This window comes from Deinococcus sp. AB2017081 (genome assembly GCF_034440735.1).
In the GTDB taxonomy this organism is placed as follows: domain Bacteria; phylum Deinococcota; class Deinococci; order Deinococcales; family Deinococcaceae; genus Deinococcus; species Deinococcus rufus.
Genome location: NZ_CP140098.1, coordinates 2819089 through 2842735 on the forward strand (window position 1 = coordinate 2819089; position 23647 = coordinate 2842735).

General features: G+C 69.1%; 24 protein-coding genes. 16 read left to right on the top strand and 8 right to left on the bottom strand.

Annotated features, from left to right (window positions below; translation table 11 throughout):
* Positions 1 to 33 precede the first annotated feature (33 nt).
* The gene (locus tag U2P90_RS13710) at positions 34 to 1032 is read left to right on the top strand and encodes an isocitrate/isopropylmalate dehydrogenase family protein (protein WP_322472573.1); all 999 of its coding nucleotides are present in this window, start codon (positions 34 to 36) and stop codon (positions 1030 to 1032) included.
* 69 nt (positions 1033 to 1101) lie between these two features.
* Here U2P90_RS13710 and U2P90_RS13715 read toward each other — a convergent pair whose 3' ends face one another.
* Together U2P90_RS13715 and U2P90_RS13720 are read right to left on the bottom strand one after the other, a co-directional pair.
* Positions 1102 to 1596 (bottom strand): ferritin-like domain-containing protein, encoded by a 495-nt coding sequence (locus tag U2P90_RS13715; protein WP_322472574.1) that lies wholly within the window; start codon positions 1594 to 1596, stop codon positions 1102 to 1104.
* Between the two features lie 159 nt (positions 1597 to 1755).
* The gene (locus tag U2P90_RS13720) at positions 1756 to 3075 is read right to left on the bottom strand and encodes a S41 family peptidase (RefSeq protein ID WP_322472575.1); all 1320 of its coding nucleotides are present in this window, start codon (positions 3073 to 3075) and stop codon (positions 1756 to 1758) included.
* A gap of 180 nt (positions 3076 to 3255) precedes the next feature.
* Between U2P90_RS13720 and ftsE the strand changes: the two genes are divergently transcribed.
* From ftsE to U2P90_RS13760, 8 genes are all read left to right on the top strand, one after another.
* Positions 3256 to 3939, top strand: coding sequence for a cell division ATP-binding protein FtsE (gene ftsE, locus U2P90_RS13725; protein ID WP_295815843.1), 684 nt, complete (start codon positions 3256 to 3258; stop codon positions 3937 to 3939).
* Between the two features lie 103 nt (positions 3940 to 4042).
* Positions 4043 to 4906, top strand: coding sequence for a cell division protein FtsX (locus U2P90_RS13730; protein WP_295815835.1), 864 nt, complete (start codon positions 4043 to 4045; stop codon positions 4904 to 4906).
* A 1-nt stretch (position 4907) separates the two neighbouring features.
* Positions 4908 to 6317, top strand: a complete 1410-nt coding sequence (locus U2P90_RS13735; protein WP_322472576.1) for a murein hydrolase activator EnvC family protein — start codon at positions 4908 to 4910, stop codon at positions 6315 to 6317.
* Positions 6318 to 6462: 145 nt separating this feature from the next.
* Complete coding sequence (gene rpsP, locus U2P90_RS13740; protein WP_295815832.1) at positions 6463 to 6708, top strand: 30S ribosomal protein S16; 246 nt, start codon at positions 6463 to 6465, stop codon at positions 6706 to 6708.
* An 86-nt stretch (positions 6709 to 6794) separates the two neighbouring features.
* Complete coding sequence (locus U2P90_RS13745; RefSeq protein WP_295815830.1) at positions 6795 to 7034, top strand: KH domain-containing protein; 240 nt, start codon at positions 6795 to 6797, stop codon at positions 7032 to 7034.
* On the top strand, positions 7031 to 7582 hold the full coding sequence (rimM, locus tag U2P90_RS13750; protein ID WP_322472577.1) for a ribosome maturation factor RimM: 552 nt from the start codon (positions 7031 to 7033) through the stop codon (positions 7580 to 7582). The genes U2P90_RS13745 and rimM overlap by 4 nt, the downstream gene beginning before the upstream one ends.
* Positions 7583 to 8383, top strand: a complete 801-nt coding sequence (gene trmD / locus U2P90_RS13755) for a tRNA (guanosine(37)-N1)-methyltransferase TrmD (protein ID WP_295815827.1) — start codon at positions 7583 to 7585, stop codon at positions 8381 to 8383.
* A gap of 73 nt (positions 8384 to 8456) precedes the next feature.
* Positions 8457 to 9056, top strand: a complete 600-nt coding sequence (locus U2P90_RS13760) for an LON peptidase substrate-binding domain-containing protein (protein ID WP_295815825.1) — start codon at positions 8457 to 8459, stop codon at positions 9054 to 9056.
* A 50-nt stretch (positions 9057 to 9106) separates the two neighbouring features.
* Here the strand turns inward: U2P90_RS13760 and U2P90_RS13765 are convergent, their stop codons facing one another.
* Complete coding sequence (locus tag U2P90_RS13765; protein ID WP_322472578.1) at positions 9107 to 10171, bottom strand: lipid II:glycine glycyltransferase FemX; 1065 nt, start codon at positions 10169 to 10171, stop codon at positions 9107 to 9109.
* Positions 10172 to 10251: 80 nt separating this feature from the next.
* Here U2P90_RS13765 and U2P90_RS13770 point away from each other — a divergent pair, with 80 nt between their 5' ends.
* Both U2P90_RS13770 and U2P90_RS13775 read left to right on the top strand, forming a co-directional pair.
* Positions 10252 to 11367, top strand: a complete 1116-nt coding sequence (locus tag U2P90_RS13770; RefSeq protein WP_322472579.1) for a peptidylprolyl isomerase — start codon at positions 10252 to 10254, stop codon at positions 11365 to 11367.
* A gap of 170 nt (positions 11368 to 11537) precedes the next feature.
* Positions 11538 to 12362 carry an intradiol ring-cleavage dioxygenase gene (locus U2P90_RS13775; RefSeq protein WP_322472580.1) on the top strand — a complete coding sequence of 275 codons (825 nt, stop codon included), beginning with the start codon at positions 11538 to 11540 and terminating at the stop codon, positions 12360 to 12362.
* Positions 12363 to 12444: 82 nt separating this feature from the next.
* Here U2P90_RS13775 and U2P90_RS13780 read toward each other — a convergent pair whose 3' ends face one another.
* The gene (locus U2P90_RS13780) at positions 12445 to 13692 is read right to left on the bottom strand and encodes a DUF4388 domain-containing protein (RefSeq protein WP_322472581.1); all 1248 of its coding nucleotides are present in this window, start codon (positions 13690 to 13692) and stop codon (positions 12445 to 12447) included.
* A 202-nt stretch (positions 13693 to 13894) separates the two neighbouring features.
* Between U2P90_RS13780 and ilvD the strand changes: the two genes are divergently transcribed.
* A complete protein-coding gene (gene ilvD / locus U2P90_RS13785) occupies positions 13895 to 15586 on the top strand; it encodes a dihydroxy-acid dehydratase (protein WP_322472582.1) in 1692 nt (563 codons plus the stop codon).
* Positions 15587 to 15751: 165 nt separating this feature from the next.
* On the opposite strand, the gene U2P90_RS13790 is transcribed toward ilvD, so the two are convergent.
* Positions 15752 to 16483: a TetR/AcrR family transcriptional regulator gene (locus tag U2P90_RS13790; RefSeq protein WP_322472583.1), complete on the bottom strand. Its 732-nt coding sequence runs from the start codon at positions 16481 to 16483 to the stop codon at positions 15752 to 15754.
* Positions 16484 to 16593: 110 nt separating this feature from the next.
* Here U2P90_RS13790 and U2P90_RS13795 point away from each other — a divergent pair, with 110 nt between their 5' ends.
* The 3 genes from U2P90_RS13795 (at position 16594) to U2P90_RS13805 (ending at position 19012) form a co-directional block, all read left to right on the top strand.
* Complete coding sequence (locus U2P90_RS13795; RefSeq protein ID WP_322472584.1) at positions 16594 to 17466, top strand: NAD(P)H-binding protein; 873 nt, start codon at positions 16594 to 16596, stop codon at positions 17464 to 17466.
* Positions 17467 to 17552: 86 nt separating this feature from the next.
* Entirely contained in the window at positions 17553 to 18464 is a 912-nt protein-coding gene (locus tag U2P90_RS13800) for a restriction endonuclease (protein ID WP_322472585.1), read from the top strand.
* Positions 18461 to 19012 carry a GNAT family N-acetyltransferase gene (locus U2P90_RS13805; RefSeq protein WP_322472586.1) on the top strand — a complete coding sequence of 184 codons (552 nt, stop codon included), beginning with the start codon at positions 18461 to 18463 and terminating at the stop codon, positions 19010 to 19012. The genes U2P90_RS13800 and U2P90_RS13805 overlap by 4 nt, the downstream gene beginning before the upstream one ends.
* Here the strand turns inward: U2P90_RS13805 and U2P90_RS13810 are convergent.
* Positions 18994 to 20010, bottom strand: a complete 1017-nt coding sequence (locus U2P90_RS13810; protein ID WP_322472587.1) for an ion channel — start codon at positions 20008 to 20010, stop codon at positions 18994 to 18996. The two genes, U2P90_RS13805 and U2P90_RS13810, sit on opposite strands and share 19 nt — an antisense overlap.
* A 44-nt stretch (positions 20011 to 20054) precedes the next feature.
* Positions 20055 to 20483, bottom strand: a complete 429-nt coding sequence (locus tag U2P90_RS13815) for a DUF4174 domain-containing protein (RefSeq protein ID WP_322472588.1) — start codon at positions 20481 to 20483, stop codon at positions 20055 to 20057.
* A gap of 259 nt (positions 20484 to 20742) precedes the next feature.
* On the opposite strand from U2P90_RS13815, the gene U2P90_RS13820 reads away from it, so the two are divergent.
* Positions 20743 to 22437: a hypothetical protein gene (locus tag U2P90_RS13820; protein WP_322472589.1), complete on the top strand. Its 1695-nt coding sequence runs from the start codon at positions 20743 to 20745 to the stop codon at positions 22435 to 22437.
* 24 nt (positions 22438 to 22461) lie between these two features.
* On the opposite strand, the gene U2P90_RS13825 is transcribed toward U2P90_RS13820, so the two are convergent.
* Complete coding sequence (locus U2P90_RS13825) at positions 22462 to 23640, bottom strand: acyl-CoA dehydrogenase (protein WP_322472590.1); 1179 nt, start codon at positions 23638 to 23640, stop codon at positions 22462 to 22464.
* Positions 23641 to 23647: the final 7 nt, after the last annotated feature.

The following is a 23647-nucleotide window of genomic DNA, read 5'->3' on the forward strand; positions in this document are numbered from 1 at the left end:
GCCATTGCCACACTGGACTACACTGTTCCGGATATGGCGAACTACCGCATCTGCTTGATCGAAGGGGACGGCATCGGCCACGAAGTCATTCCCGCCACCCGCCGCGTGCTCGACGCCGCCGGCTTCGACGCCGAGTACGTCCATGCCGAGGCCGGGTACGAATACTTCCTCGACCACGGCACCAGCGTCCCGCAGGCCACCTACGACGCCGTGGAGAACACCGACGCCACGCTCTTCGGGGCGGCCACCAGCCCCACCGGCGAGAAACCCAAGGGCTTCTACGGCGCGATCCGGCACCTGCGGCAGAAGTACAACCTGTACGCCAATGTGCGTCCCACGAAAACGCGCCCGGTGCCCGGTGCCTACGAGAACGTCGACCTCGTCATCGTGCGTGAGAACACGCAGGGCCTGTACGTCGAGCAGGAGCGCCGCTACGGCGACGTCGCCATTGCCGACACGGTGATCACAAAAGACGCCAGCGACCGCATCGGCCGCTACGCCGCGAACCTGGCCATGAAGCGCGACAAGCGCCTGACCGTCGTGCACAAGGCGAACGTCCTGCCGGTCACGCAGGGGCTGTTCCTGAACACCATCCTGGATCACTGCAAGACGGTGGAGGGCCTGAACACCAGCACCATGATCGTGGACAACGCCGCCATGCAGCTGGTGCGTAACCCCCGTCAGTTCGACGTGATGGTCATGACCAACATGTTCGGCGACATCCTGAGCGACCTCGCCGCCGGGCTGGTCGGCGGCCTGGGCATCGCCGCGAGCGGCAACGTGGGCGACAAGTTCGGCATCTTCGAATCGGTGCACGGCAGCGCCCCCGACATCGCCGGGCAGGGCATCAGCAACCCCACCGCCAGCATCCTGGCCGCCGTGATCATGCTCGACCACATCGGTGACCACGAGACCGCCCGCCGCCTGGACGCCGCCGTGAACAAGGTGCTGGCCGAGGGGCCGCGCACCCGTGACCTGGGCGGCACCGCGAATACCAAAGAATTTACCGACGCCGTGATCGCCGCGCTGTAATCCACGTAGCCGACGCAGGGCACGCTTCCCGGCAGTGGGGAGCGTGCCCTGCGTCGGCTACGTGGATCTTCAGGCCCGCATGGCCGTCTGGTTGATCGAACCCGCCAGTTCCGTGAGCTGGCTGTCGGTCTTCTTCTCCTCCGTCTCGGTGGTGCGGAGGGCCTCGAGGTGCTGCCTCTTGCCGAGAACCTCGGCGTAGCGGGCCACGGTGCCGTAGCCGGCGATCTCGTAGTGTTCGACGCGCTGGGCACACGCGATCAGGCCGGCATCCTTCACGGCCGGGGCCGCGTCCTGATCGATCATCTCGGCTCCCTCGGCAATCAGGCCCTTCATGGCCTTGCAGGTGTGGCCGCCGGGTTCCTCTCCCAGATCCGCGAAGACGCTCTCCAGCCGGTTTACATGCTGGCGCGTCTGCTCCAGGTGCATGCGGAAGCCTTCCTTGAGCTGGGGATCGGTGGCGGCCTGCTCCATCTTCGGCAGCGCCTCGACGAGCTGGGTCTCGGCAGAGTAGAGATCCTTGAGCTGCTCGACGTAGAGATCTTGAAGGTTCTTCAGTGCCGTCATGGTGCCTCCTTGTGGAATGCGACCATGTTGAGCCCCAGAACATACGACCCGCTGGGAATCGTGTGAACTGCCGTTGAGCGGGGCGTCACGTGCCCTTGAATATGGACAGCATGAGCGGCAGGCTTCCTCAGGTGGGAAAGCCTGCCGCTACCTGTGACGTTACTTCAGCTGCGCCAGTCCGGCCTTGAGGATCGCGTCGGTATTCACGTCCACGATGGCCTCGCCCTGGGCGGCGCTGCGGGCGGGCCGGGCGGCCTCGCCGGTGTAGCTGAACTTGCCTTCCTTGTCGGCCGTGACGGTCACGGGCTTGCCGGCCACGGTCAGGGTGACCTTCTCGCCGGCCTTCAGACCACCGCCCGTGAAGTTCAGCGGCACCGTGTAGCGGGTGTCGGTGACGACCACGTCGGGCGTGATGCCCTTCTTGTGGATCTCGCGGTTCTTCGGCGTGAGCCACGCGCTGTTCACGATGGCGACCTTGCCGCCGTCCGGCAGCTTGTCGATCGGGATCTGTGCCACACCCTTGCCGAAGGACTGCTCCCCGACGACCTTCGCGCGGCCGGTGTCCTGCAGCGCTCCGGCGACGACCTCGGAGGCCGACGCGGAGTTCTTGTTCATCAGGACGACGAGCTTGCCGGTGTAGTCGGAGGCGGCCGGGCGCGCAGCCCCGAACACCGTGGCCTTGCCGATGCGGTCGCGCAGGGACACGATGGGGCCGCTCTGGAGGAACTGGTCGGCCACGTCCACGCCGGCGTTGAGCAGACCGCCGCCGTTGTCACGCAGGTCGAGCACCAGGCCCGCCACGTTCTTCTGCTTCATGCTCGCCACGGCGGCCCGGAACTGCTCGCTGGCCTTGGCGTTGTAGAAGGTGTTCAGGCCGATATACCCGATGTTCCCCGGCAGGATGGTCTGCTCGACACTGACGATGGTGACGGGCTGGCGCTCCATCTTCACGACGTAGGGCTTGCCGTCGCGGGCGAAGGTCACGCTGACGGTGGTGCCCTTGGCGCCACGCACCAGCCGGACGATCTCGTTGAGCTTGCTGGTGCTGACATCCGTGTCCCCGATCTTGAGGAAGGTGTCCCCGATCTGCACCCCGGCCGAGGACGCGGCCCCGCCCCGGTAGACGTTGTCGATCTTGCCACCGGTGCCGTCGGCGTTCGCGGCGATGAGCTGCACGCCGATCCCGAAGAACTCCCCGTTCAGGTTCTCGGCGTCGATGGCGGTGTCCTCGGGCTGGGAGTAGTAGGTGAACTCGTCGTCCAGGCTGCCGATCGCGCCGTTGATCGCGCCACGGAGCAGTTTGTCCTGATCGACGGGATACAGGTAGTACTGGTTGAGGTCACTGATGACCTCCAGCAGGGTGCGCCCGGTGGCGGTCTTGGTCAGGTCGGCCTGGGTGTAGGCCCCCATCTGGGCGTAGGCGACCGCAGCCGTGGCGACAGCAGCGGTCAGGAGCACGGTCAGGCGTTTGGCGTTCACGCTGTCAGGATAGGGTGCGCCGATGAGGACGATTGGATCACCCGTGACACCGTGGGTGAGAATCCGGGGCCGGCGGTGCAGCGATCCTTCATGGTTCGCAGGGGGGGCTGGGCTATGCTTCCTGTCGAGCATGTCCACTCCCTCCTGCACCACACCGCCGCCCTCCCCGTGGAGCGCCGCGTGATCGAATTCCGGCACGTGTCCCTGGAGTATCCCGTCACCCGTACCCTGGCCCTGGACGACCTGAACCTGCACATCGGCAAGGGCGAATTCACGTATCTGGTCGGGCATTCCGGCGCCGGCAAGAGCTCGTTCATGAATCTGGTGCTCAAGCGGGCGCTGCCCAGCAAGGGCGAGGTGCGGGTGGCCGGCGAATCGCTGACCCGTTACCGGGGCCGGCGCACCGCGCTGCTGCGCCGGCGCATGGGCACGGTGTTTCAGGAAAACCTGCTGCTGTCGCACCTGAATGCCTTCGACAACGTGGCCTTCGCCCTGAGGGTGACCGGCGTGCCCCAGCGCGAGTGGCCCCAGCGCGTCACCCTGGCCCTGCGCACCGTGGGCCTGGAGCACAAGAAATACGCCCTGCCCCTGCAGCTGTCGCAGGGGGAGCAGCAGCGCGTGGCGATCGCGCGCGCCATCGTCTCGAACCCTCCCCTGCTGCTGGCCGACGAGCCGACCGGCAACCTCGACCCGGACAACAGCCGCGAGGTGCTGAAGGTGCTCCAGAACGTCAACCTGCGCGGCACGACCGTCGTTGTCGCCACCCACGCCAAGGATCTCGTGGAGACCTACCGCCACCGCACCCTGACCCTGCGCAAGGGCCGCCTGGTGCGCGACGATCCCTACGGGGGGTACGCGCTGTGAGGGGGAGCAGTTGCCACACGGCACATGGCGGATCGCAGGCCGCTGAGGCCGTTCTGGCCTTCTGCCACCTGCCGTCCGCCCTCCGCCCGGCCAGGGGCCGCCCATGATCTACCACCTCAGACAGGCGCTGCTCGCGATGCGCGAGAACCTGACGGCCACCCTGGCCACGCTGGTCACCATGACCCTGACGCTGCTGATGCTGGGGGCCGTGCTGCTGCTCACGCTGAACGTGAACCGCACCCTGGCACAGCTCGAATCGCAGGTCGAGGTCGCGGCGTTCCTGGAGGACGGCGCAGATGCTGCCGGACTGCTGCAGACCGCCCGGTCGCTGCCGCAGGTGAGCGCCGCCACACTGGTCACCCGTGAGCAGGTGCTGACCGAGATGACGAAGGACTCGCCGTACACGCGGGACGCCGCCGCCCTGGTCGGGAATCCCTTTCCGGACACGCTGCGGCTGCGGGTGAACCGGGTCGGGGACTCCCGCACTGTCGCGGCGGCGGTGTCGGCGCTGCCGGGTGTGGAGGATGTCGAATACGGCGCCGGCTACGTCGATCCCACGGTGAAGACCCTGACGGCCGTGCGCGGCGTGGGCTACGCGCTGGTCGGCCTGCTGCTGCTGGGCACGCTGTTCAACATCCTGAACGCGGTGCGGGTGGCGATGTACGCCCGGCGCAACGAGATCGCGGTGATGCGCCTGCTGGGGGCCACGCGGGCCTTTATCCGCATGCCTCATGTGATCGAGGGCCTGATGGTGGGCGTGCTGGCGGCCGTGATCGCGCTGGCCGTGCTGACCCCCGGCTACCTGCAGCTGGTGGGCCGCGTGCAGCAGCTCGCGCCGGTCTTCCCGGTCGTGACGGATCAGGCGACGCTCATGCCGGTGCTGGGCGGCGTGGGCCTGCTGGGCATCCTGGTGGGGCTGCTGGGCAGCCTGTTCGCCACCCAGCGCTACCTGCAGGAGCTGGAATAGCGTGCGCCAGACCGCTCCGGGCAGAGCCGGCCGGGTGTGGGCCCTGGCCGCCCTGCTGACCACCGCCGCCGCGCAGACGACCAGCGAGCGCCTGGAACAGCTCCAGCAGCAGCTCCAGCAGCAGCAGCAGCTCAGTGCCCAGCAGGCGCAGCAGCTCCAGACCCTGCGGGCGAACATCGCGAGTCTCAGCGCCCAGCAGAAACAGACGCTGGCGCGGCTGGAGACGCTGGCCGCCAACGTCGGGGCGCTGGAGCAGCAGGTCGCCACCCTGACCGCCCGCGTGGCGCTGGCCGAACGGGCGCTGGCCGACACGACCTCGCAGCTGGCCATCACCCAGGCCCGCGTGGACCGCCTGCGGGGCGACGTGCGCGAGATCCTGGCCACCCAGTACAAAGACCGCAGCGGGCGCTACCTGCAGCTGCTGTCGCAGTCCACCAGCCTGTCGGATCTGCTGATCCGGGTGAAATACGCCAACCTGGCGGGGCAGTACAACGTGAAGGTGATCGAGACCCTGCGCGGCGAGGTGCAGGTCCTCCGCACGCAGCAGGCGCAGCAGACGCAGCAGGCCCAGGCGGTGAAGACGGCCCAGGCCCAGCGCACCGCTGCCCTGACCCGGTTGCAGGCCCAGCGCCAGCAGCAGACCGCCCTGCTGGCCCAGCTCCGCCAGACCGAGGCCGGACAGCGCACCCTGGCGGCGCGGCGGCAGGCCGAACAGGCGCTCACGACGGGCACCATCAACTCGCTGTTCACACAGGTGGTCACCGAACGTGCCCGCATCGAGGCCGAGCGCCAGCGCCGGCTGGCCGAGGAGCGCCGCCGCCGTGAGGAGGAGGCCCGCCGCATCCGTGAGGCCCAGGAACGTGCCCGGCTGGAGGCGATCCGGCTGGCGCGGGTGCGGGCCGAGCAGGAACGCCGGCGGGTCGCGGCGTCGCAGCTGGCGGCCCAGCGGCAGCGCGAGCAGCAGCTCCAGCAGGAGCGCTCGGCCCTGCAGGCCCGCCAGACCCAGGTGCAGGCCGAGCAGCAGCAGGTCGACATCCAGCTCGCGCCGCTGCCACAGACCAGTGGGCCGCTGGCCTTCCCCCTGCCGGGGGGACGGGTGGCCGCCCCCTACGGCCGGGAGGGCGCGTTGTGGGTGGTGCTGGGCGGGGCCGACGCCTCGACCGCCACGGCAGCACGCGCTGGGAACGTCCTGGCCGCCTCGCTGTACGGCACGCTGGGCTACGTGATCATCGTGGATCACGGCAGCCTGCTCACCGCGTACATGGGCCTGCGCGAGCCCACGGTCAGTGTGGGCGACCGGGTGCAGCAGGGCACGCCGCTGGGCAGCATCGGGGGCAGTCCGGTGTTCGGGCCGGGCCGCATGGGGTTTTCGGTCAAACGCGGCGACACGTACATCAATCCCGGCTTCTGATGTCCGCCGTGCCCCTTGTCACGCCTTGCCCCGGCCTGATACTCTCCTGCGGTGCGCTTCCCGGTTGGCTGCTGACGGGCGCATGACCCCCGCGACCTAGGCGGGAGCTTACCCCTCACCACCCATACCCCGAGGTTTTCCCATCATGGTCAAGATCCGCCTGTCCCGTTTCGGCTCCACGCACAACCCCCACTACCGCGTCGTCGTCGCCGATGCCCGCCGTCCCCGTGACGGTGGCTACATCGAGAACCTCGGCCACTACGATCCCCGCAAGACCAGCGACAACCACGTCAAGATCAATGTCGAGCGTGCCGAGCACTGGATTGCCCAGGGAGCCCAGCCGACCCAGACCGCCAAGCGCGTGCTCAAGAGCCAGGGCGTCAAGTTCTAACGGCCGCACGCGGCACAGATCAGGCTCCTGCGGGAGCCTTTTTTGTGGTCTGCCCTGGGTGATACCGCTGCACTACAATGCCGGGCATGAAGAGCGATCCCGTCGACCTGACCCTGTACCTGGCCCAGAGCGTGGTGGATCAGCCGCCGCTGGTGCGCGTGTCGCGGCGGGGGCCGACCGTGATCGTGCGGGTCGCGCCGGGCGAGGAAGGCCGCCTGATCGGCCGCCAGGGCCGCGTGATCCAGGCGATCCGCACGCTGGTTCGGGCGGCCAGCGATCCCCGCGAACGCGTGAACGTCGATCTGGACGCCCCCCGCAAGCAGTGACGGACACGGAGACAACCCGTCTGGGACACCTGCTGGGGCCACACGGCGTGCAGGGCGGCATCAAGGTCTACGTGCTGGGCGATCCGGCCCAGTTCCGGGCACTGGAGCGGGTGTACGTGGAGGAGCGTGGCTGGCTGAAGATCCGCCGGGTCGAGCCGCTGACGCAGGGGGTGGCGCTGCATCTGGCCGGGGTCGCATCCCGTGACGCGGCAGAGGCCATGCGCGGCCTGGGGGTCTACGCGGCCGACGCGGAACTGCCGGCACCGGAACCGGGCGTGTACTACTACCACGAGCTGCGCGGCCTGAGCGTGAGCGGCCCGGACGGCACCGTGCAGGGCGAGGTGGTGGACGTGCGGGACATGGGCCATCAGGACGTGCTGGTGGTGCGCCACAGCGCCGGCGACGCGCTGGTGCCTCTCCAGGCGCCGTATGTGGTGGTCGTCCTGAACGCGCGCGGCCGCCCGGCCTCGCTGTCCCTCACCGCCGACGCGCCCGAGGATCTGCTGGACACCGCGAACGCCGACCCGGACGACGCCCCCGTGGCCTGAATGCTGACCTTTTCGTTCCTGACCCTGTTCCCGGAACTCCTGGCCCCCTACGCCCAGGAGGCGATCGTGGGCAAGGCGCGGTCACGTGGGCTAATCGACGTGAATCTCGTGGACATGCGCGGGTTCGCGGGCAACCGCCACCTGAAGGTCGACGACACCCCCTACGGCGGCGGCGCAGGCATGGTGATCCGCGCCGATGTCACGGCACGCGCCCTGGACAGCGTGCCCCCGGCCGACGAGGTGATCCTGCTGACCCCAGCCGGCCAGCCGTTCACGCAGGCGCTCGCCGAGGAGTTCGCGACCCGCACGCACCTGGCACTGCTGTGTGGCCGCTACGAGGGCTTCGATGCCCGCGTGGACACCCTGGTCACCCGCCAGCTCAGCATCGGGGACTTCGTGATGATGGGGGGCGAGGCCGCCGCCGCGTGCGTGCTGGAGGCCGTGGCGCGGCTGGTGCCGGGAGTGATCGGTGATCCCGACTCGCACCGCGCCGATTCCTTCAGCTCCGGCCTGCTGGACTACCCCGAATACACGCGCCCGCCCGAATGGAATGGCCTGGAGGTGCCGGACGTGCTGCGCGGCGGAAACCACGGGGCCATCGCGGCGTGGCGGCGGGCACAGGCGCTCGCCCGCACCCTGGAGCGCCGACCGGAACTGCTGCGCGGCGCGGGACTCACGCCGCAGGACACCGTGACCCTGACGGGCCTGGGGGCCACCCACGCGCAGCTCCAGGCCTGGAACGCGCCGCCGCCCCCCACCCGCCGCCGGAGAAAAACTGCCGATCCTGACGGCAGCGAGTGAACGGAGCCGTGGCCGGCATGTGTACCTTTTACGCAAGTCCGCGTGACGGAACAGGCCCACGATGACTGGCAGCATGTTCGTCCCCCTGTTTCCCCTGCCCAATCTGGTGCTGTTCCCTGGCGTGGCCCTGCCGCTGTACGTCTTCGAGGAACGCTACCGGGCGCTGCTGCGGGACGTTCAGGACACGGGCTCTCCGTTCGGCATCGTGCGGGTGCTGGCGTCCTCGCAGGAATCCCCCAGGCCCTTCGAGGAGCGCGTGTCGCGGGTCGGAACCCTGGCCCACCTGAAGCAGGCGCAGCTCCATGACGACGGCACCAGCACGATCCTGGTGGTCGGCGGCGACCGCTTCGAGGTCACCGAGTTCCATCTGGATCGTCCGTACCTGAGCGCCGACGTGCGGCGGTGGCCCCTGGAGGACAGCGGCGTCGGCCCGGATGCCGAACACGCCAGCGCCCAGCAGATGCTTGCCGCCCTGCTGCGGCTGCGCCCCGCCGACGCCGACGAGATCCGTCAGGGAGCGCCGGCCGATCCCCTGCTCATGGCGAGTTTCGCTGCCAACGTGCTGCCCCTGGACGGCGCTCAGCGCGAGGACGTGCTGCGGGCTCCGACCGTGATCGACCGCCTGGAGCTGCTGCTGGGTATGGTGCCCAGTTCGGCCAGGACGCTGAACTGAACGCGGGGCGGGGGTGCCCGCCCGTCGTTCCCCAGACCTCCTCGCTGCCCTTACAGGACGTCGTCGGCGCTGCCGCGCTTGCGGAGGTTGTTGCGGGTCTTGCGCCAGCGCAGCGCCTTCACGATGGCCGGGGCGGCGGGGTTCAGCACGAGGTCATACGCGGGATACCACACGCGCTGCTCGCTGAACTTGAGCTTCATCCGGAAGACGCCATAGGAGTGCTTGGACTCGTCCAGGACGCGCGGAATGCCCCAGAAGTCGAACAGCTCGTAGCCACGCCGTTTCGCGTCGAGCATGGCGTTCCAGTAGAACGCATCGGGGGCCTTGGCATCCTTCAGGGGCTGCCCCACGTCGTCCACGCGGTCATCGCGGATGCTGCCGCCAAACAGGTACGACGTCCCCTTCCCCATGCCCAGGAAGAAGCCGCCCGCCAGCGCCCGGCCCTGGGAGCGCGACAGTACGAGGTAGGCCTCGCCGCCGTGTCCACTACCCTCGCGCAGCATGGTCTCGTAGTACTTCCGGGGAAAGGCCCCCAGCTTCGCGCGGTCGTTGGTGGCGGTGAAGATCTCCCAGAAGGCGTCGAAGTCGTCATCGCGGCCCGCCACCACGCCCTGCTTCTCGGCGGCGCGGACGTTGCGGCGGGCCATGCTGGACAGGCCATCGAACATTTCCTTCTCGCTGCGGGTCAGGTCAGCGATGATCGTGTGCTCGGGCTGTTCGCTCTCCGCGCGGCGGAAGGGGCCATAGGCGTCCGGGATGACCGCGCCGTCCACCGCCGGGAGGGGTACCGGCGGCTCGATCTTCAGCAGGGCGTCGGTCGGCCGTGCCACCCGGCGCAGCGCGTGCGCGACGTCCGGCAGCAGATCCAGGCTCTCCAGGGCGGGGCCACGCGGGGCATACAGGGTGCTCAGGCCGGGGACGAGCCGCCGGCGCAGCAGCTGCACCGCACCGACCGTACGGCCCGCCTCCTGGATCAGGTAGCGCTGGGGAACGTGCCCGAGCACGCGCCGGGCCTCGCCGTAGCCCCAGCCCTGCAGGGCACTGGTGATGGGCAGCTGGGCGACCACGTCGTCGTACACGCGGGGATCGCTGGTCTCGACTAACGTCAGGCGCACGGGGGGGATTGTAGCAGCCCGCTCAGGACGTTCACCCCGCCCTTAATCGGCCACGGGCCAGGAACGCTACAGTGGGCAACGTGAAACAACTTCTGCTGACCATCGCCCTGCTGGGCGGCGCGGCCGGTGCCCAGACCACGCCTGCCCCGTCCACGCCGGCCACGCCCCCGGCCACGACCACTCCCGCGCCGGCTCCCGCGGCGCCGGCCCCCGCTGCGCCGGCCAAGGATCCGGCCACGCTGGTCGGCACGGTCGGCACCGAGAATGTCACCCTCGGGGAATTCGAGCGGGCGTTCCGGCTGGCGGCGGCCCGCGTGGTCAATGCCCAGGGCATCCCCTTTGAGGACTCCTACCTGACCGAATTCGCGTCGGCCCGCCCCGAGTTCCTGACCCAGTACCTGCGCGACCGCGCCACGTACCAGCTGGCCCGCGTGAACACCACCGCCGATCCGGCGGCGCTGGATCAGCAGGTTCAGGATGCCCGCGCCGACTTCGAGTCTGATCAGGCTTTCCAGGACGCCCTGAACGGCACCGGGTATACCGGCAGCGACGATCTGCGGGTGGAACTGGAGCGGCAGGCCGTCGTGGGCGCGTATCTCCAGACGCTCCAGAGCCGCTTTACCTTCGGGGACGCGGTCGTGTCGGGCTTCTACAACCTGAACAAGGCCAAGTTCGCGAAAGCGGCCGAGGCGTGCGCCAAGCACATCCTGGTGCCCACCCAGGCCGAGGCCCAGACCATCGTGGCCGACCTTGCGGCCGGCGCGGACTTCGCGAAGGTCGCCGCCGACAAGAGCCAGGATCCCGGCAGCGCTCCCCAGGGCGGCGACCTGGGCTGCTTCGGCCCCGGCCAGATGGTCGAGACCTTCGACCGCGCGACCTTCACTGGCAAGGTCGGCGCCGTGCAGACCGTGCAGTCGCAGTTCGGCTGGCACGTGCTGGTCGTCACCAAGCGCACCGAGGCCGGCGTGACCCCCGCCGCCGACGCGGCGCCCCTGATCCGCGAGCAGCTCGGCCGCGAGGCCGCGCAGCGCTACCTGGACACCCAGATCGCCAAGCTGAAGATCGAGTCGCGCCCCGAGGTGGTCACGGTCGCGGCCCCGGCGCCCGCACCGGCAGCGGCGCCCGCTCCCGGCACCGCGCCGGCCACGCCGGCCCCCGCGACGCCGGCCGAACCGGCCACGCCGCCCTCGAACTGAGGCCACGGGAAGACCGGGACAGTGGGGACAGGGACGACGGTGCCTGTCCCCTCCGTCCTGCGGGTGCCGGATCGACCGGAGCAGGATCACGCCCGCGCCTTCCAACCGTGTGCTAACCCGCACGGTGCACCATCAGTGCAGGCGGGCACTCCGCCCACAGGAGGCCCGACATGAACCCGAGCGACCGACCCGACCTGAGCCCACTCCATCTGGACGGGGACACCGACGATGGGATGACCGGCACGATCCTGAGCCGCCGCCGTGCCCTGCGCCTGCTGGGCCTGGGGGGTGGGGCCGCTGCCCTGGGTGCGGGTGGTGTGCTCGCCCAGCGAGGCGGCGGCCCCGGGGGGATGTCAGGGGCCGGGGGCACCAGCGCCGGCACGAGCGGCGCGGCCGGCCTGCCCGGCTGCGTGGTGCGCCCGGCCATGACCGAGGGGCCGTATTTCGTCGAGAGCGAGCCGCGCCGTTCGGACATCCGCAGGGACAGCACCACGGGCAGGCTGAGTGCCGGCGTCCCGCTCACCCTGAGCTTCGTGGTCAGCCGGGTCGCGGTAGGCGGCTGCACGCCGCGCAGCGGCGTCCTGATCGACGTGTGGCACTGCGACGCGCTGGGCGTGTATTCGGACGTGCAGGGCAACACCGGGGACTTCCTGCGCGGCTCGCAGGTCACGGACGCGCAGGGCCGGGCGAGGTTCACGACCATCTATCCGGGGTGGTACCAGGGCCGGGCGGTACACATCCACTTCAAGCTGCGCCCGCTCGACGCCAGTGGAAGGGCCACAGGCGAGTTCACCTCACAGCTGTTCTTCCCCGAGAACGTGAACACGGCCGTGTTCGCCCGCGCGCCCTACCGCCAGAAGGGCACGAAGGCCGACACGCCCAACGCCACCGACGGGATCTACCGCAACGGTGGGAACCAGCTCCTGCTGGACGTGAAGGGTGATGCCAGCAGGGGCTATGCGGCAACCTTCGACGTGGGGCTGAACATCGGCTGATCCCCGCTGATCCCAGACGGCCCCGCCCTCCACACGGAGACGGGGCCTGTGCCGTACGCGGCCAAACCGCGGTGGGGGCCAATCAGATGGTCAGTTCGCTGCCCAGCGCCTTGAGCTTGAAGCGGGCCATGGCCAGGTTCGCGCGGTCGCGGTTGAGCACCAGATACAGGAACAGCGGCTGCCTGGGAATCAGGTACAGGATGTGGTACTGCGTGTCGAGCGTGATCAGGATGTCCTCGATGCCACCCTTGATGCCCAGCATCTCCATGGTGCGGAGCTTGGCGCGGACGACCTCGGTGTTGCCGGCGGCGGCCATGTCCAGATTGACGCCGCTGCCCATCTTGCCCAGCGGCATGCCGCTGCTGTGGTCGACCAGGGCGGCAGCCAACGCTCCGTCGATGGTGTTCAGGGCCGTTTCCAGGGTGGCGTTGATGTTCGACATAGCACAGACCTCACGGGGGGTGGAATCGCGCAGCGGCTCGGGCTGGCGGAGAGACGACGGGGTGGAGGGCGGGGGCACCGTGCCGGAGGACGGATCCGTGTTCTCAGTCGGGCCGGCCTCCGCCACAGTGGGAGGCGCGCGGCTCGACTCGTCCTGCCGCTTCATGGCTTCCATCAGCAGGCCCTGGAGCGGGGTACGGATCACGGTGTGCTGGTTGCGGTACGAGCGCTCCAGCGTGGTGACCGCGTGCTCCCACGACAGCAGCTCCAGTGCGGCGGTCTCGCCGGCCTGCCCGGACTCGTGCACATAGGCGTCGACGATGTCGCCGGCCCGCAGGTGCAGACGACCCCACGCCCGGCCCTCGCCGCGCCGGACGAGCAGGGATACGCTGCGCCGCTCCCAGTGCAACATCTGAAGCAGGTTTGGCAGCGACACCCCCCGGATCAGACCGAAACACAGCCGCTGGAGTTCCTGCTCGACCGCCGCGTGCAGGGACGCGAGATCCGGCGAGGTCAGGCAGGTCATGTCGCCATAGGTCTCGACCAGGGGGTGAGCGTTCACATCCGGCCCCGCCGTGAAGGCCAGGAACGCCGTCTGCGGCCACGACAACCGGGCATGCTCCAGCAGCGCGGCCGCGTCGGGCTGGCCGGCCGACAGCTGCATGACCACGAGGTTGGGCGCGGTCTCTCCCATGATCAGGATGGCGTCGCCGGCCCGCGTGGCGTCGCTGACGATGCACTGCTGGAGCGAGGCGCTGCGCCCGCCCACCGCCTCGCCCAGGGGTGGGCGCAGCTCGGACATGAACAGCACCCGGAGCGGCCCGGCGTTCTGGGTGAAACTATGCAGTTCACCGACCGGTTCTCCCAGCTCAGGCAGTCGTTCAGGCACCACCGCACGGTAGGCGGCGTGGTGCGACACGAATCTTACTGAGCCGGTTCAGGCGCTGCCTTACGACTTGCCACCCGGGCGACGCTGCCGCCGCGCCGTGTCGGGTTTCGCATGGACGTCCGCAGACCGGCCGGTTCCGGTCAGCCGCACAGACCCTTAGACCTCCGGAGTGGTCACCGGCACTCTGGGAGTAGCCTGAGGCATGACCACCACGGGCAAGAAGCAGCTCAACTGGAACAGCCACCACGTCACCCAGGGCGACGAGCGCGCCCCGAACCGCGCGATGCTGCGCGCCGTGGGCTTCGAGGACGGCGACTTCGAGAAGCCGATCATCGGCGTGGCGCACGCGCAGAGCAACATCACGCCATGCAACAACGGGCTGGGCGAACTCGCCGACCACATCACGGGGGCCATCCGCGAGGGCGGCGGCATGCCGCAGATCTACGGCACGATCACCGTGTCCGACGGCATCAGCATGGGCACCGAGGGCATGAAGTGCTCGCTGGTGAGCCGCGAGGTGATCGCGGACTCTATCGAGACGGTCAGCCGCGGGCAGAGCCACGACGGCGTGATCGTGGTCGGCGGCTGCGACAAGAACATGCCGGGGGCCATGATCGGCATTGCCCGCCTGAACATCCCGGCGGTGTTCGTGTACGGCGGCACCATCAAACCCGGCCACTACGACGGAAAAGACCTGACCATCGTGTCCGTGTTCGAGGCCGTGGGAGCCTACGGCGCGGGCAAGATCTCCCGCGAGGACTTCACCGAGATCGAGAAGCGCGCGTGCCCCGGCAACGGCAGCTGCGGCGGCATGTACACCGCGAACACCATGTCCAGCGCCTTCGAGGCCATGGGCATGAGCCTGCCGTATTCCAGCACCATGAGCGCCGTGGACGCCGAGAAGGCCGTGTCCTCTGCCGACTCCGCCCGCGCCCTGCTGAAACTCATCGAGCAGGACATCCGCCCGCTGGACATCCTGACCAAGAAGGCCTTCGAGAACGCCATCACCGTGATCATGGCCGTGGGCGGCAGCACCAACGCCGTGCTGCACCTCATGGCGATCGCGCACGCCTGCGACATCGACCTGACGCTCGCCGACTTCGAGCGCATCCGCGAGGCCACCCCCGTGTTCTGTGACCTCAAGCCCAGCGGGCAGTACGTGGCGACCGACCTGCACGAGGTCGGCGGCATCCCGCGCGTGATGAAGATGCTGCTGAAGGAGGGCCTGCTCCACGGCGACTGCCTGACCGTGACCGGCAAGACGGTCGCCGAGAACCTCGCGGACGAGAAGGACGCGCCGGACGCCGGGCAGGACGTGATCCGCCCCTACGACCAGCCGATCTACACCGAGGGGCACCTCGCCATCCTGCGCGGGAACCTCGCCGAGGAGGGCAGTGTCGCCAAGATCAGCGGCCTGAAGAGCATCAAGATCACCGGCCCCGCCCGCGTGTTCGACAGTGAAGAGGAGTGCATGCACGCGATCATGGCCGACCAGATCCGGGCCGGCGACGTGCTCGTGATCCGCTATGAAGGCCCCAAAGGCGGCCCCGGCATGCGCGAGATGCTCTCCCCCACCAGCGCGATCATCGGCAAGGGCCTGGGCGACAGCGTGGGCCTGATCACCGACGGGCGCTTCAGTGGCGGCACCTTCGGCCTGGTCGTGGGCCACGTCGCGCCCGAGGCCTTCGTCGGCGGCACGATTGCCCTGGTGCACGAGGGCGACACCATCGAACTGAACGCCGAGACGCTGCAACTGACGCTGCACGTTGATGACGCTGAGATCGAGCGCCGCCGCGCCGCGTGGGTGCAGCCGGAGCCGAGGTACAGGCGCGGCGTGCTCGCCAAGTACGCCAAGCTGGTCAGCAGCGCGAGCGTCGGGGCGTACACGGACTGAACGAAGCTTCAGAGTCGAACGATGGGGTCGCTTCACCTTCGGGTGGGCGGCCTTTCGTTCAGGAGGAGCCTCCAGAAAACCTGACTGTCGCCCGGCAGCGGGTGCAGCTTCCGTCGGGAGTGGACGGCATCGTGAATGCGCAGTGGTTCGCCCAGGACGGTGCCGTCAGGATTGTCGCCTTTCCTCCAGAGCAGGCGTAGCGATGCGAGTGAGCCATTCGGTCATGAGCAGGCGTTCGGCGGCGGAGAGGGCCGCCGACTCCGGCAACAGGGCGTTCAGGGTCACGGCGGCCTGTGACAGCCCTGTGCCGCTTCGCGGGGCCGCGCCGCCAGTCATGGTTGCCAGCACACTCTCGCGTGCCAGTACCGACAGGCTGAGGTCTCGCTGGTCTTCGGGCAGGGACAGGAGGGTGAGCACCACACCGCTGCCTGCCGCATGGAACAGCTGGGCCGCCTGCTCCTCGCTGACCCGCAACTGCCCGGCCTGGGCCAGTGCCCGGATCTTCCGATGGAGGTAGCCCCGGCCGGCGGTGTCGGCCGGGAGTGCGCGATCTGGACGCGGATCGCCCACCATCAGCACGTAGATGGCCGGGTGTGACAGACCGAACGCCACATGCAGGTTCCACCCGTCGCGCAGGTCATCCAGCGGGTCTTTGCCGCTTGCGCTGCCCTGTTTCTGGTGCAGGTACCGGGCGAAGCCCTGCTCGGCCACGGCGTCCAGCAGTCCGCGTTTGTCGCCGAACAGCCGGTAGAGCGTCGGGGCCTGCACGCCGGCAGCGGCGGCCACATTGCGCGTGGTCAGGGCGTCGCGGCCATCGCGGATCAGCAGGGCGATGGCCGCGTCCACAATGCGCTCCCGCTGCCCGTCGACCACGGTGTCCGGGGGTGCGGTGGTCATGTGCCGACTATAGAGGCCGCCGGCCGGAGCTGCACCCAAGGCTCTGTACTCCTCATCTGTTATCGCTGGAAACGTGTAGTGTTATCAGTGATATTCAAAGGGAGGTATCGATGATCATCGTGACTGGAGCAACAGGCAAACTGGGCAGGGCCATCACAGAGGAATTGCTGACGCGGGTGCCGGCCGGGCAGGTCGGGGTCAGCGTCCGCGATCCAGACCGGGCGCAGGAGCTCGCCCAGCGTGGCGTCCGGGTCAGGCAGGGCGATTTTGCCGATCCAGACGCCCTGCGCCACGCCTTTGAAGGCGCCACACAGGTACTGGTGGTGTCGTCGGGCGTTCTGGGCGAGGACGGGCTGCGCCTGCACCGCACCGCCTTCGAGGCCGCGTGGAGTGCCGGTGCCCAGCGGGTGCTGTACACGAGTCACATGGCCGCCAGCGAGGACTCGCTGTTTCCGCCCATGCGCCTTCATGCGGCGACCGAGGCGCTGCTGCGGGCATCTGGTCAGCCCTACACGTCGCTGCGCAACGGGTTCTATGCCGACAGTGCGCGGTTTCTGCTCGGGCCAGCGTGGACGACAGGCGAGGTGAGTGCCCCGCAGGACGGCCCGGTGTCATGGACAACACACGCCGATCTGGCGGAGGCCGCCGCGATCATCCTGGCCGATGAGGGACGCTTTGACGGCCCCACGCCACCCCTGACGGCCGCGCACGCACTTGATCTCGCCCAGATCGGAGAGCTGCTTTCTGCCCTGACCGGCCATCCCACCCGCCGCACGGTTGTTCCCGATGACGACTTCCGGGCTCTGCTGGTCGCACGCGGCATGCCGGAGGACAGAATCGCCGTGACGATGGGGCTCTTCCACGCCAGCCGCCGGGAAGAATTCGCGGCCACCGACCCCACCCTGACCCAGCTTCTGAACCGCGAACCACAGCCCATGCGCGTGGTGCTCGAAGCCCAGATGAACGAGAAGAACCCGGCCTGAGCGGGCGCTCGAAGGTCGAACAGTCAACCTGAGCGAGCCGCGGCACTTTCAGGTGGGCAGCCCATCTTCCTGGGGTAGCCTACGGTGTGCCCGTTCCCGACTACCAATCCTTCATGCGACCGCTTCTCGTGGCCGCCAGCGATGGAGAGGTCTGGATGGTTCGCGACCTCTACGCACGACTCGCCAGCGACTTTGCTCTCTCCGAGGCTGACCTCGCCGAGATGCTGCCGAGCGGACGGCAGGCCACGTATGCGAACCGCATCGGGTGGGCCAAGACGTACCTGCTCAAGGCCGGTGCTCTGAGCAGCCCATCGAGAGGAACAGTGACCATTACGGATCGCGGGAGAAACCTGCTGGCACAGCGCCCCAACACTGTATCGACACGCGATCTGCTCGCTTTCCCCGAGTTCCAGCAGTTCCAGGCAGGCGGGGAGCCCGCCGATTCGACGGTCACCGTCGTACCGGACGCGGCCCAACCCACCCTCTCCCCTGAGGAGCAGCTTGAAGCCCTCTCCGCCACCCTGGATCACGCCCTCGTCAAAGAATTGCAGACTCAAATCCAGACCGTCTCAGCGCAGCAATTCGAGCGGCTTGTGGTGGCCGTGCTGGTCGCCATGGGCTACGGGGGCAGCGCGAGGGACGCAGGAATGGCCATCGGAAAGAGTGGAGACAACGGCATTGACGGCCTCATCAAGCAGGATCCGCTGGGCCTGGATCGCGTCTACATTCAGGCCAAGAAATGGCAGAACCCGGTTCATAGTCCGGAAATCCGCACCTTCGCGGGCAGCCTGACCTATCACAGGGCGTCCAAGGGCTTTTTCATCACGACCGCAGCGTTCAGCGACGGAGCAATGAAGACGGCAGCCCAGATCGGCAACATCATCCTGATCGACGGGGCGACGTTGGCGCGCCTGATGATCGACTACGGGGTCGGTGTGATTACGCGGGAGACTTACCGCGTTCGCCGGGTCGATGTCGAGTATTTCGACGAGTTATGACCACCGCCCCCACCCTCACCACTCCGCGCCTGCTGCTGCGCCCGCACCGCGCGGACGATCTGGATTCGTGCGTGGAGCTGTGGCAGGACGCAGTGGTCACGCGGTACACGAGCGGCAAACCTCTGGCGCGGCAGGACGTGTGGACGCGGCTGCTGCGGCACCCCGGTCACTGGGCGCTGCTGGGCTTCGGGTACTGGGTGGCCGAGGAACGCGAGTCCGGACGCTTCGTGGGCGAGGTGGGGCTGGGGCGCTTCAAGCGTGACCTGCTGGCGGGGCAGCCGGAACTGGACGCGGTTCCCGAGGCGGGCTGGGTGACGCTGCCGTGGGCGCACGGGCGCGGCTACGCGGGCGAGGCGGTGGGCGCGGTGCTGGGCTGGCGGGACGCGCACCTGCCGGGCGCGGAGACCTTCTGCATCATCAGCCCGGAGAACGCGGCGTCGCTGCGGCTGGCGGCCCGCGTGGGCTTTGTGGTGACGGGCGAGGCGGGAGCGCCGGACGACCGGGTGCTGGTACTGACCCGGACACGCCCTCAGATCCGCGCCGAGTGACGGCTCTCGACCCGCGCCACCTGATCCCAGCGCCAGGAACCGGCATGCGCCATGGCCGCCAGCCGGCGGCGCAGCGCGTCGTGCGTGTGCAGGAATTCGCGGTACTCGTCCGCACTGCGCACGGCCAGTCCGGCGTCCCGCAGGATGTCCAGATCCGGGGGGGGTGGAGTGGGCGGCAGGGGCTGGTGGTGCACGCGTTCGAAGGTGCGGGTCAGCGAGTCGACCGACGCGAGCGCGCGTTGCAGGCCGGGTGGGCGGTCGCTGTCCAGCGCTCCCTGGATGATCAGCAGCGCCTCGCCCAGGGCCGGCAGCGTCAGATCCAGGGCGTCCTGCCGGTCGTGATCGTGGAAGCGGTGCAGGTACGGCGAGTTCAGGTGCGCCGCATCGATGCGGTTCAGGATCAGGTGCAGGTCCGTGGTCAGGCTCAGCAGACCCCGGTCGTGATCCGTGTGGGCCCGCAGGATCAGGTTCTGGGCATCCGGCCCCGCGCGGTGCAGGTGCAGGGCCAGTTCGCGCCGGTCACTGCGGGCCTGGGCGATGGGCACGATGAAGGTGATGGCGAAACTCAGCAGGAAGAAGCCGTTGATCGACGCTATGTCGGTCATGATCCGCCAGAAGGTCTCGGGCGCGATGATCTCGCCCAGACCCAGGGTGCTCAGCGTGTACCCGACGAAGTAGAAGGTGGCCGGAAAGGTCGCGGCCTGCCCGCTCTCGGCACCCAGCAGGGCTCCGGGCTGCGACCAGAAGATCAGGGTCCAGCCGAACCACACCAGCAGTGTCCATGCGATCAGCGTCCCGACGATCAGGGTGGGCGTGCTCCACGACAGCCAGGTGCGCCGCCCACTGATCCTCGACGCCGTCGTGACGATCCAGTACAGCGGTCGGTGGATGGCCCGGCTCAGGCGACCCTCGCCGGACTGGATACACGTGACGAGCATATCGGCCAGGACGGCCACGACGAGCACCAGACCGGGAATCCACAGGAACTGACGGAGCATCGTCCACAGTGTGACACCCCCGGTCGGCGGCGGCGCGTGCCGGCTCAGCGCCCGCGCTGCCGCCGTTCCTGTTCGCGCATGGGCATGGTGTCGATCAGGGCGTTCACGGTCGACAGAGACGGCGGTGACGGATACGTCGCCTTGATGCCGCGATCCTTGCCGATCAGGGCGGCAGCACCGTACCGGGAACCCACCTTGCCCCCCGGATCGGCCAGCACCGTGAGCATCAGCGAGCCGGGCGCATTCAGGCGGGCGTCGCCGGGCGGCACCAGCGCCACCACGCGCAGATCACGCACCTGCAACTCGGTGTCCTGTGCCCGCATGGCGTCCAGATACGCCGCTGTCGGATTGCGGACGATCAGGATCCGTTCGCGGCCCAGGGCGCTGGACAGTGACCAGTCGCGGCCCTGAGCCGTCTGGAGGGTGAAGGGGGCAGCCAGGGCCGAGACAGCCAGCAGCGCGGAAACGGTCATACCCGAGTGTGCCGGTCAGTGGTGAGGGCAGCGCGGCAGTCGGATCGGGATGCATTAAGGGTCGGGAGAACCCGGGAATGGCCGCCCCCGAGGAGCATGGCACCGGGGGCCATCCCTGCAGATGACCGCACCGTCAGTTCCCCCTATACTCCGGCGCGGGTGGAGGCGGCGGAGCTGCCCACCTCCGGGGGACGTGATGCGGGACAGGACGCGGAGACGGCGTGCGCTGCTGGCAGGAGCAGCGCTGGTGGGCGCAGGGATGACCGGTCGAGGTGGCACCCAGGCCGCCGACACCACAGCGACCGACGCGGTGGTCAAGGCGGCCTCCACGCTGTTCGTCTCGGCGCAGCTGGGGGGACTGATCCGGGACTGGTGCGTGGCTCAGGCCCCAGCACAGCGGGCCGGGGTGGACAGGGGCTATGCCGCGTGGCAGGCCACCTTCGGACTGCCCGCCATCGAAACGTACCTCCGACGTTCCAGTCCGGAACTCGTGAATCGCCTGAGCTCGGCGGCGCTGGCACGGCGGCAGGAGGTGAACCGTCTCCTGACGGGCGAGAGTCAGAACCCTGCCACCGACTGCGCGAACCTGCGCGACCTCCTGATGAGACACGCGGATCTGGGACGGCAGTACCCCCAGGAGTACGCGCTGACCGCCCAGATCCGCCGGGGAACCGCCACGGCCGCGCCGGCGCCGGTAGCGACCACGCCAGGAACAGCGGGCACCGGCGGGCCGTTCGTGACCGCCACGGAATTCGGGCCGTTCTACCGTTCTGCGATCCTGACCCGGCTGGTGGCGGCAGGAGGGCAGGCCCCGTTCCGGCCCGGCGGTGCATTGAAATCCGCCGCCTATACCTGCGTGCAGAAGGACACCGACGAGAACGAGACCCTTGAGGGCACCACCCGCTACACCCTGACCCTGTGGGCGGATCACGGCCTGCGGGCCACGAACCTGAAGCGCCAGTGGAAGGCGAACGCGCCATACACGCTCAAGGATCTGGCCGGGCGCTTCACCTACGACGCGAACACCGGCGCGATCCAGATCGACGCCGACTACGACAACCGGATGCTGGAGGATCTGGTGGTCGAGGCCGGGGTGTACCGGGGCGTGGGCGACGACGCCCCGCGCTACAACATGTTCCGCGCCCTGACCGGTGCCGACGGGCGGATGCTGCTGTACGGCCAGCAGGCCTACGGCGCCGACTCGGACACCACCCAGACGATCTGCACGCCCGCCGGCGCGCCGGCCGGCCTCTCGCCGGTCGAGGCCGCGAGGCGGGAGCAGGCCGAGCAGGAGCGGATCTTCAACCTGTACCGCACGACGCCGGGGGCGGGGGCGACATCCGCGCAGATCGAGGGCATCGTGCATTCCTACGACAACCGGTACGACGGGGTCAACGTGACCGGCGAGGAGCGCTCGGTGCTGCTGCTCAGGGACGGGCGGGCGTACCTGAACCTGCGCTGGACACCCCACGACCTGAACGTGGCCGCGTCGGTGACGGGCGAGCCGGGACAGTGGACGCGCTGGCGGCGGATCGGTGGCGCCCTGCAGGTGCAGCGCGGCGGACAGTGGGAGGCTCTGAAGGCGGTGCCGGGCCTGCCCTTCCAGAAGAACGAACGCCTGACCGGCACCTACGGCCTGGAGACGGCGTACACCTCCGGCACGCTGATGTGGGGCGCGACCTCGGTCTGGCGGCAGTACTACACCTTCACGCCGGACGGCCGCTTCACCCGGTCAGCCAGCCAGAACCTGTACGGCACCATGGACAACGGGGCGACCCGTACCACGGGGTCGGCCGGGTCGAGCCGGCCGGATGAGGAGGGAACGTACCACGTGAGCGGCTACACCCTGGAACTGCGCTACCGCAGCGGCCGGGTGGATCGCACCTACGGCTTCTTCTGGGACGCGAAGCGCAGCAGGCTGGTCATCGGTGGTACCACCTACTCCCGGAAATGAGGGCCGCAGCGGTGGCAACGCCACTCAGTCCCCCAGCTCCGCGAACACCGCGCGGCTGATCACCAGCTGCTGGATCTCGGAGGTGCCCTCGTAGATCTCGGTGACCTTGGCGTCGCGGTACAGACGCTCGACGGGATACTCGCGGCTGTAGCCATTGCCGCCGAAGATCTGGATGGCGTCGCGGGTCACGTCCACGGCGGTCTCGGAGGCGAGCAGCTTGGCAATACTCGCCTCCTTGCCGTAGGGGCGGCCCTGATCTTTCAGCCACGCGGCCTTCAGCGCGACCAGCCGGGCACTCTCGATCCGGGCCGCCATGCGGGCGACCTTGAAGGACACGCCCTCGAACTCGCGCAGCTTCCTGCCGAACTGCTCGCGTTCGGTCGCGTAGCGGGCGCTGTGTTCCAGTGCGGCGCGGGCGATCCCCAGGGCCTGCATGGCAATGCCGATGCGCCCGGCGTCCAGGCTCGCCAGCGCGATAACAAGGCCCTGGCCCTCCTCGCCCACCATGTTCGCGTGCGGGACGCGCACGCCGTCGAAGGTGACGGTGGTGGTGTGGGAGGCGTGCAGGCCGAGCTTCTCCTCGGGGGTGCCAAAGGTCAGGCCCGCGCTGGGGTGCGGCACGATAAAGCAGCTGATGCCGCGTGCCCCCGCGCCCCCGGTGCGGACCATGACCAGATACGTGTCGGCCTGCCCGCCACTGGTGATCCACGCCTTGGTGCCGTCCAGCACCCAGTCGTCGCCGTCACGCACCGCTTTCAGGGACAGGCTGGCGGCGTCGCTGCCCGCATGGGACTCGGTCAGGCAGAACGCGCCGAGGTGCTGGCCGCTGGCGAGGGGCCGCAGGAAGCGCTCGCGCTGCTCGTCGGTACCGTATTTCAGGATCATCTGCTCGGGCAGGCCGTTCTGCACCGACACGATCACGGCCACGCTGGCGTCGGCGGCGGCGATCTCCTCCAGGCACAGGGCGTAGGTCACGGAGTCCAGGCCCGCCCCGCCCCAGCGCTCGGGAACCGTGGCCCCCAGCAGGCCCAGGTCGGCCAGGCCGCGCAGCTGCCCGCGGGGATACTCGCCACTGCGGTCAAAGGCGGCGGCGTGCGGCGCGATCTCGGCGCGGCTGTACTCGCGGACGTGCTGCACGATCAGGCGCTGGTCGTCGGACAGCGCGAAGGCCATGCCCTCGCTGGCGGTGGTGGCGGCGGTCATACGTCAG

Coding starts and splice junctions, on each gene's coding strand:
- U2P90_RS13710 (WP_322472573.1), top strand. CDS start 34: ATGGCGAACTACCGCATCTGCTTGATCGAAGGGGACGGCATCGGCCAC.
- U2P90_RS13715 (WP_322472574.1), bottom strand. CDS start 1,596: ATGACGGCACTGAAGAACCTTCAAGATCTCTACGTCGAGCAGCTCAAG.
- U2P90_RS13730 (WP_295815835.1), top strand. CDS start 4,043: ATGATCTACCACCTCAGACAGGCGCTGCTCGCGATGCGCGAGAACCTG.
- rpsP (WP_295815832.1), top strand. CDS start 6,463: ATGGTCAAGATCCGCCTGTCCCGTTTCGGCTCCACGCACAACCCCCAC.
- U2P90_RS13745 (WP_295815830.1), top strand. CDS start 6,795: ATGAAGAGCGATCCCGTCGACCTGACCCTGTACCTGGCCCAGAGCGTG.
- trmD (WP_295815827.1), top strand. CDS start 7,583: ATGCTGACCTTTTCGTTCCTGACCCTGTTCCCGGAACTCCTGGCCCCC.
- U2P90_RS13760 (WP_295815825.1), top strand. CDS start 8,457: ATGTTCGTCCCCCTGTTTCCCCTGCCCAATCTGGTGCTGTTCCCTGGC.
- U2P90_RS13775 (WP_322472580.1), top strand. CDS start 11,538: ATGAACCCGAGCGACCGACCCGACCTGAGCCCACTCCATCTGGACGGG.
- ilvD (WP_322472582.1), top strand. CDS start 13,895: ATGACCACCACGGGCAAGAAGCAGCTCAACTGGAACAGCCACCACGTC.
- U2P90_RS13790 (WP_322472583.1), bottom strand. CDS start 16,483: ATGACCACCGCACCCCCGGACACCGTGGTCGACGGGCAGCGGGAGCGC.
- U2P90_RS13795 (WP_322472584.1), top strand. CDS start 16,594: ATGATCATCGTGACTGGAGCAACAGGCAAACTGGGCAGGGCCATCACA.
- U2P90_RS13805 (WP_322472586.1), top strand. CDS start 18,461: ATGACCACCGCCCCCACCCTCACCACTCCGCGCCTGCTGCTGCGCCCG.
- U2P90_RS13810 (WP_322472587.1), bottom strand. CDS start 20,010: ATGCTCCGTCAGTTCCTGTGGATTCCCGGTCTGGTGCTCGTCGTGGCC.
- U2P90_RS13815 (WP_322472588.1), bottom strand. CDS start 20,483: ATGACCGTTTCCGCGCTGCTGGCTGTCTCGGCCCTGGCTGCCCCCTTC.
- U2P90_RS13820 (WP_322472589.1), top strand. CDS start 20,743: ATGACCGGTCGAGGTGGCACCCAGGCCGCCGACACCACAGCGACCGAC.
- U2P90_RS13825 (WP_322472590.1), bottom strand. CDS start 23,640: ATGACCGCCGCCACCACCGCCAGCGAGGGCATGGCCTTCGCGCTGTCC.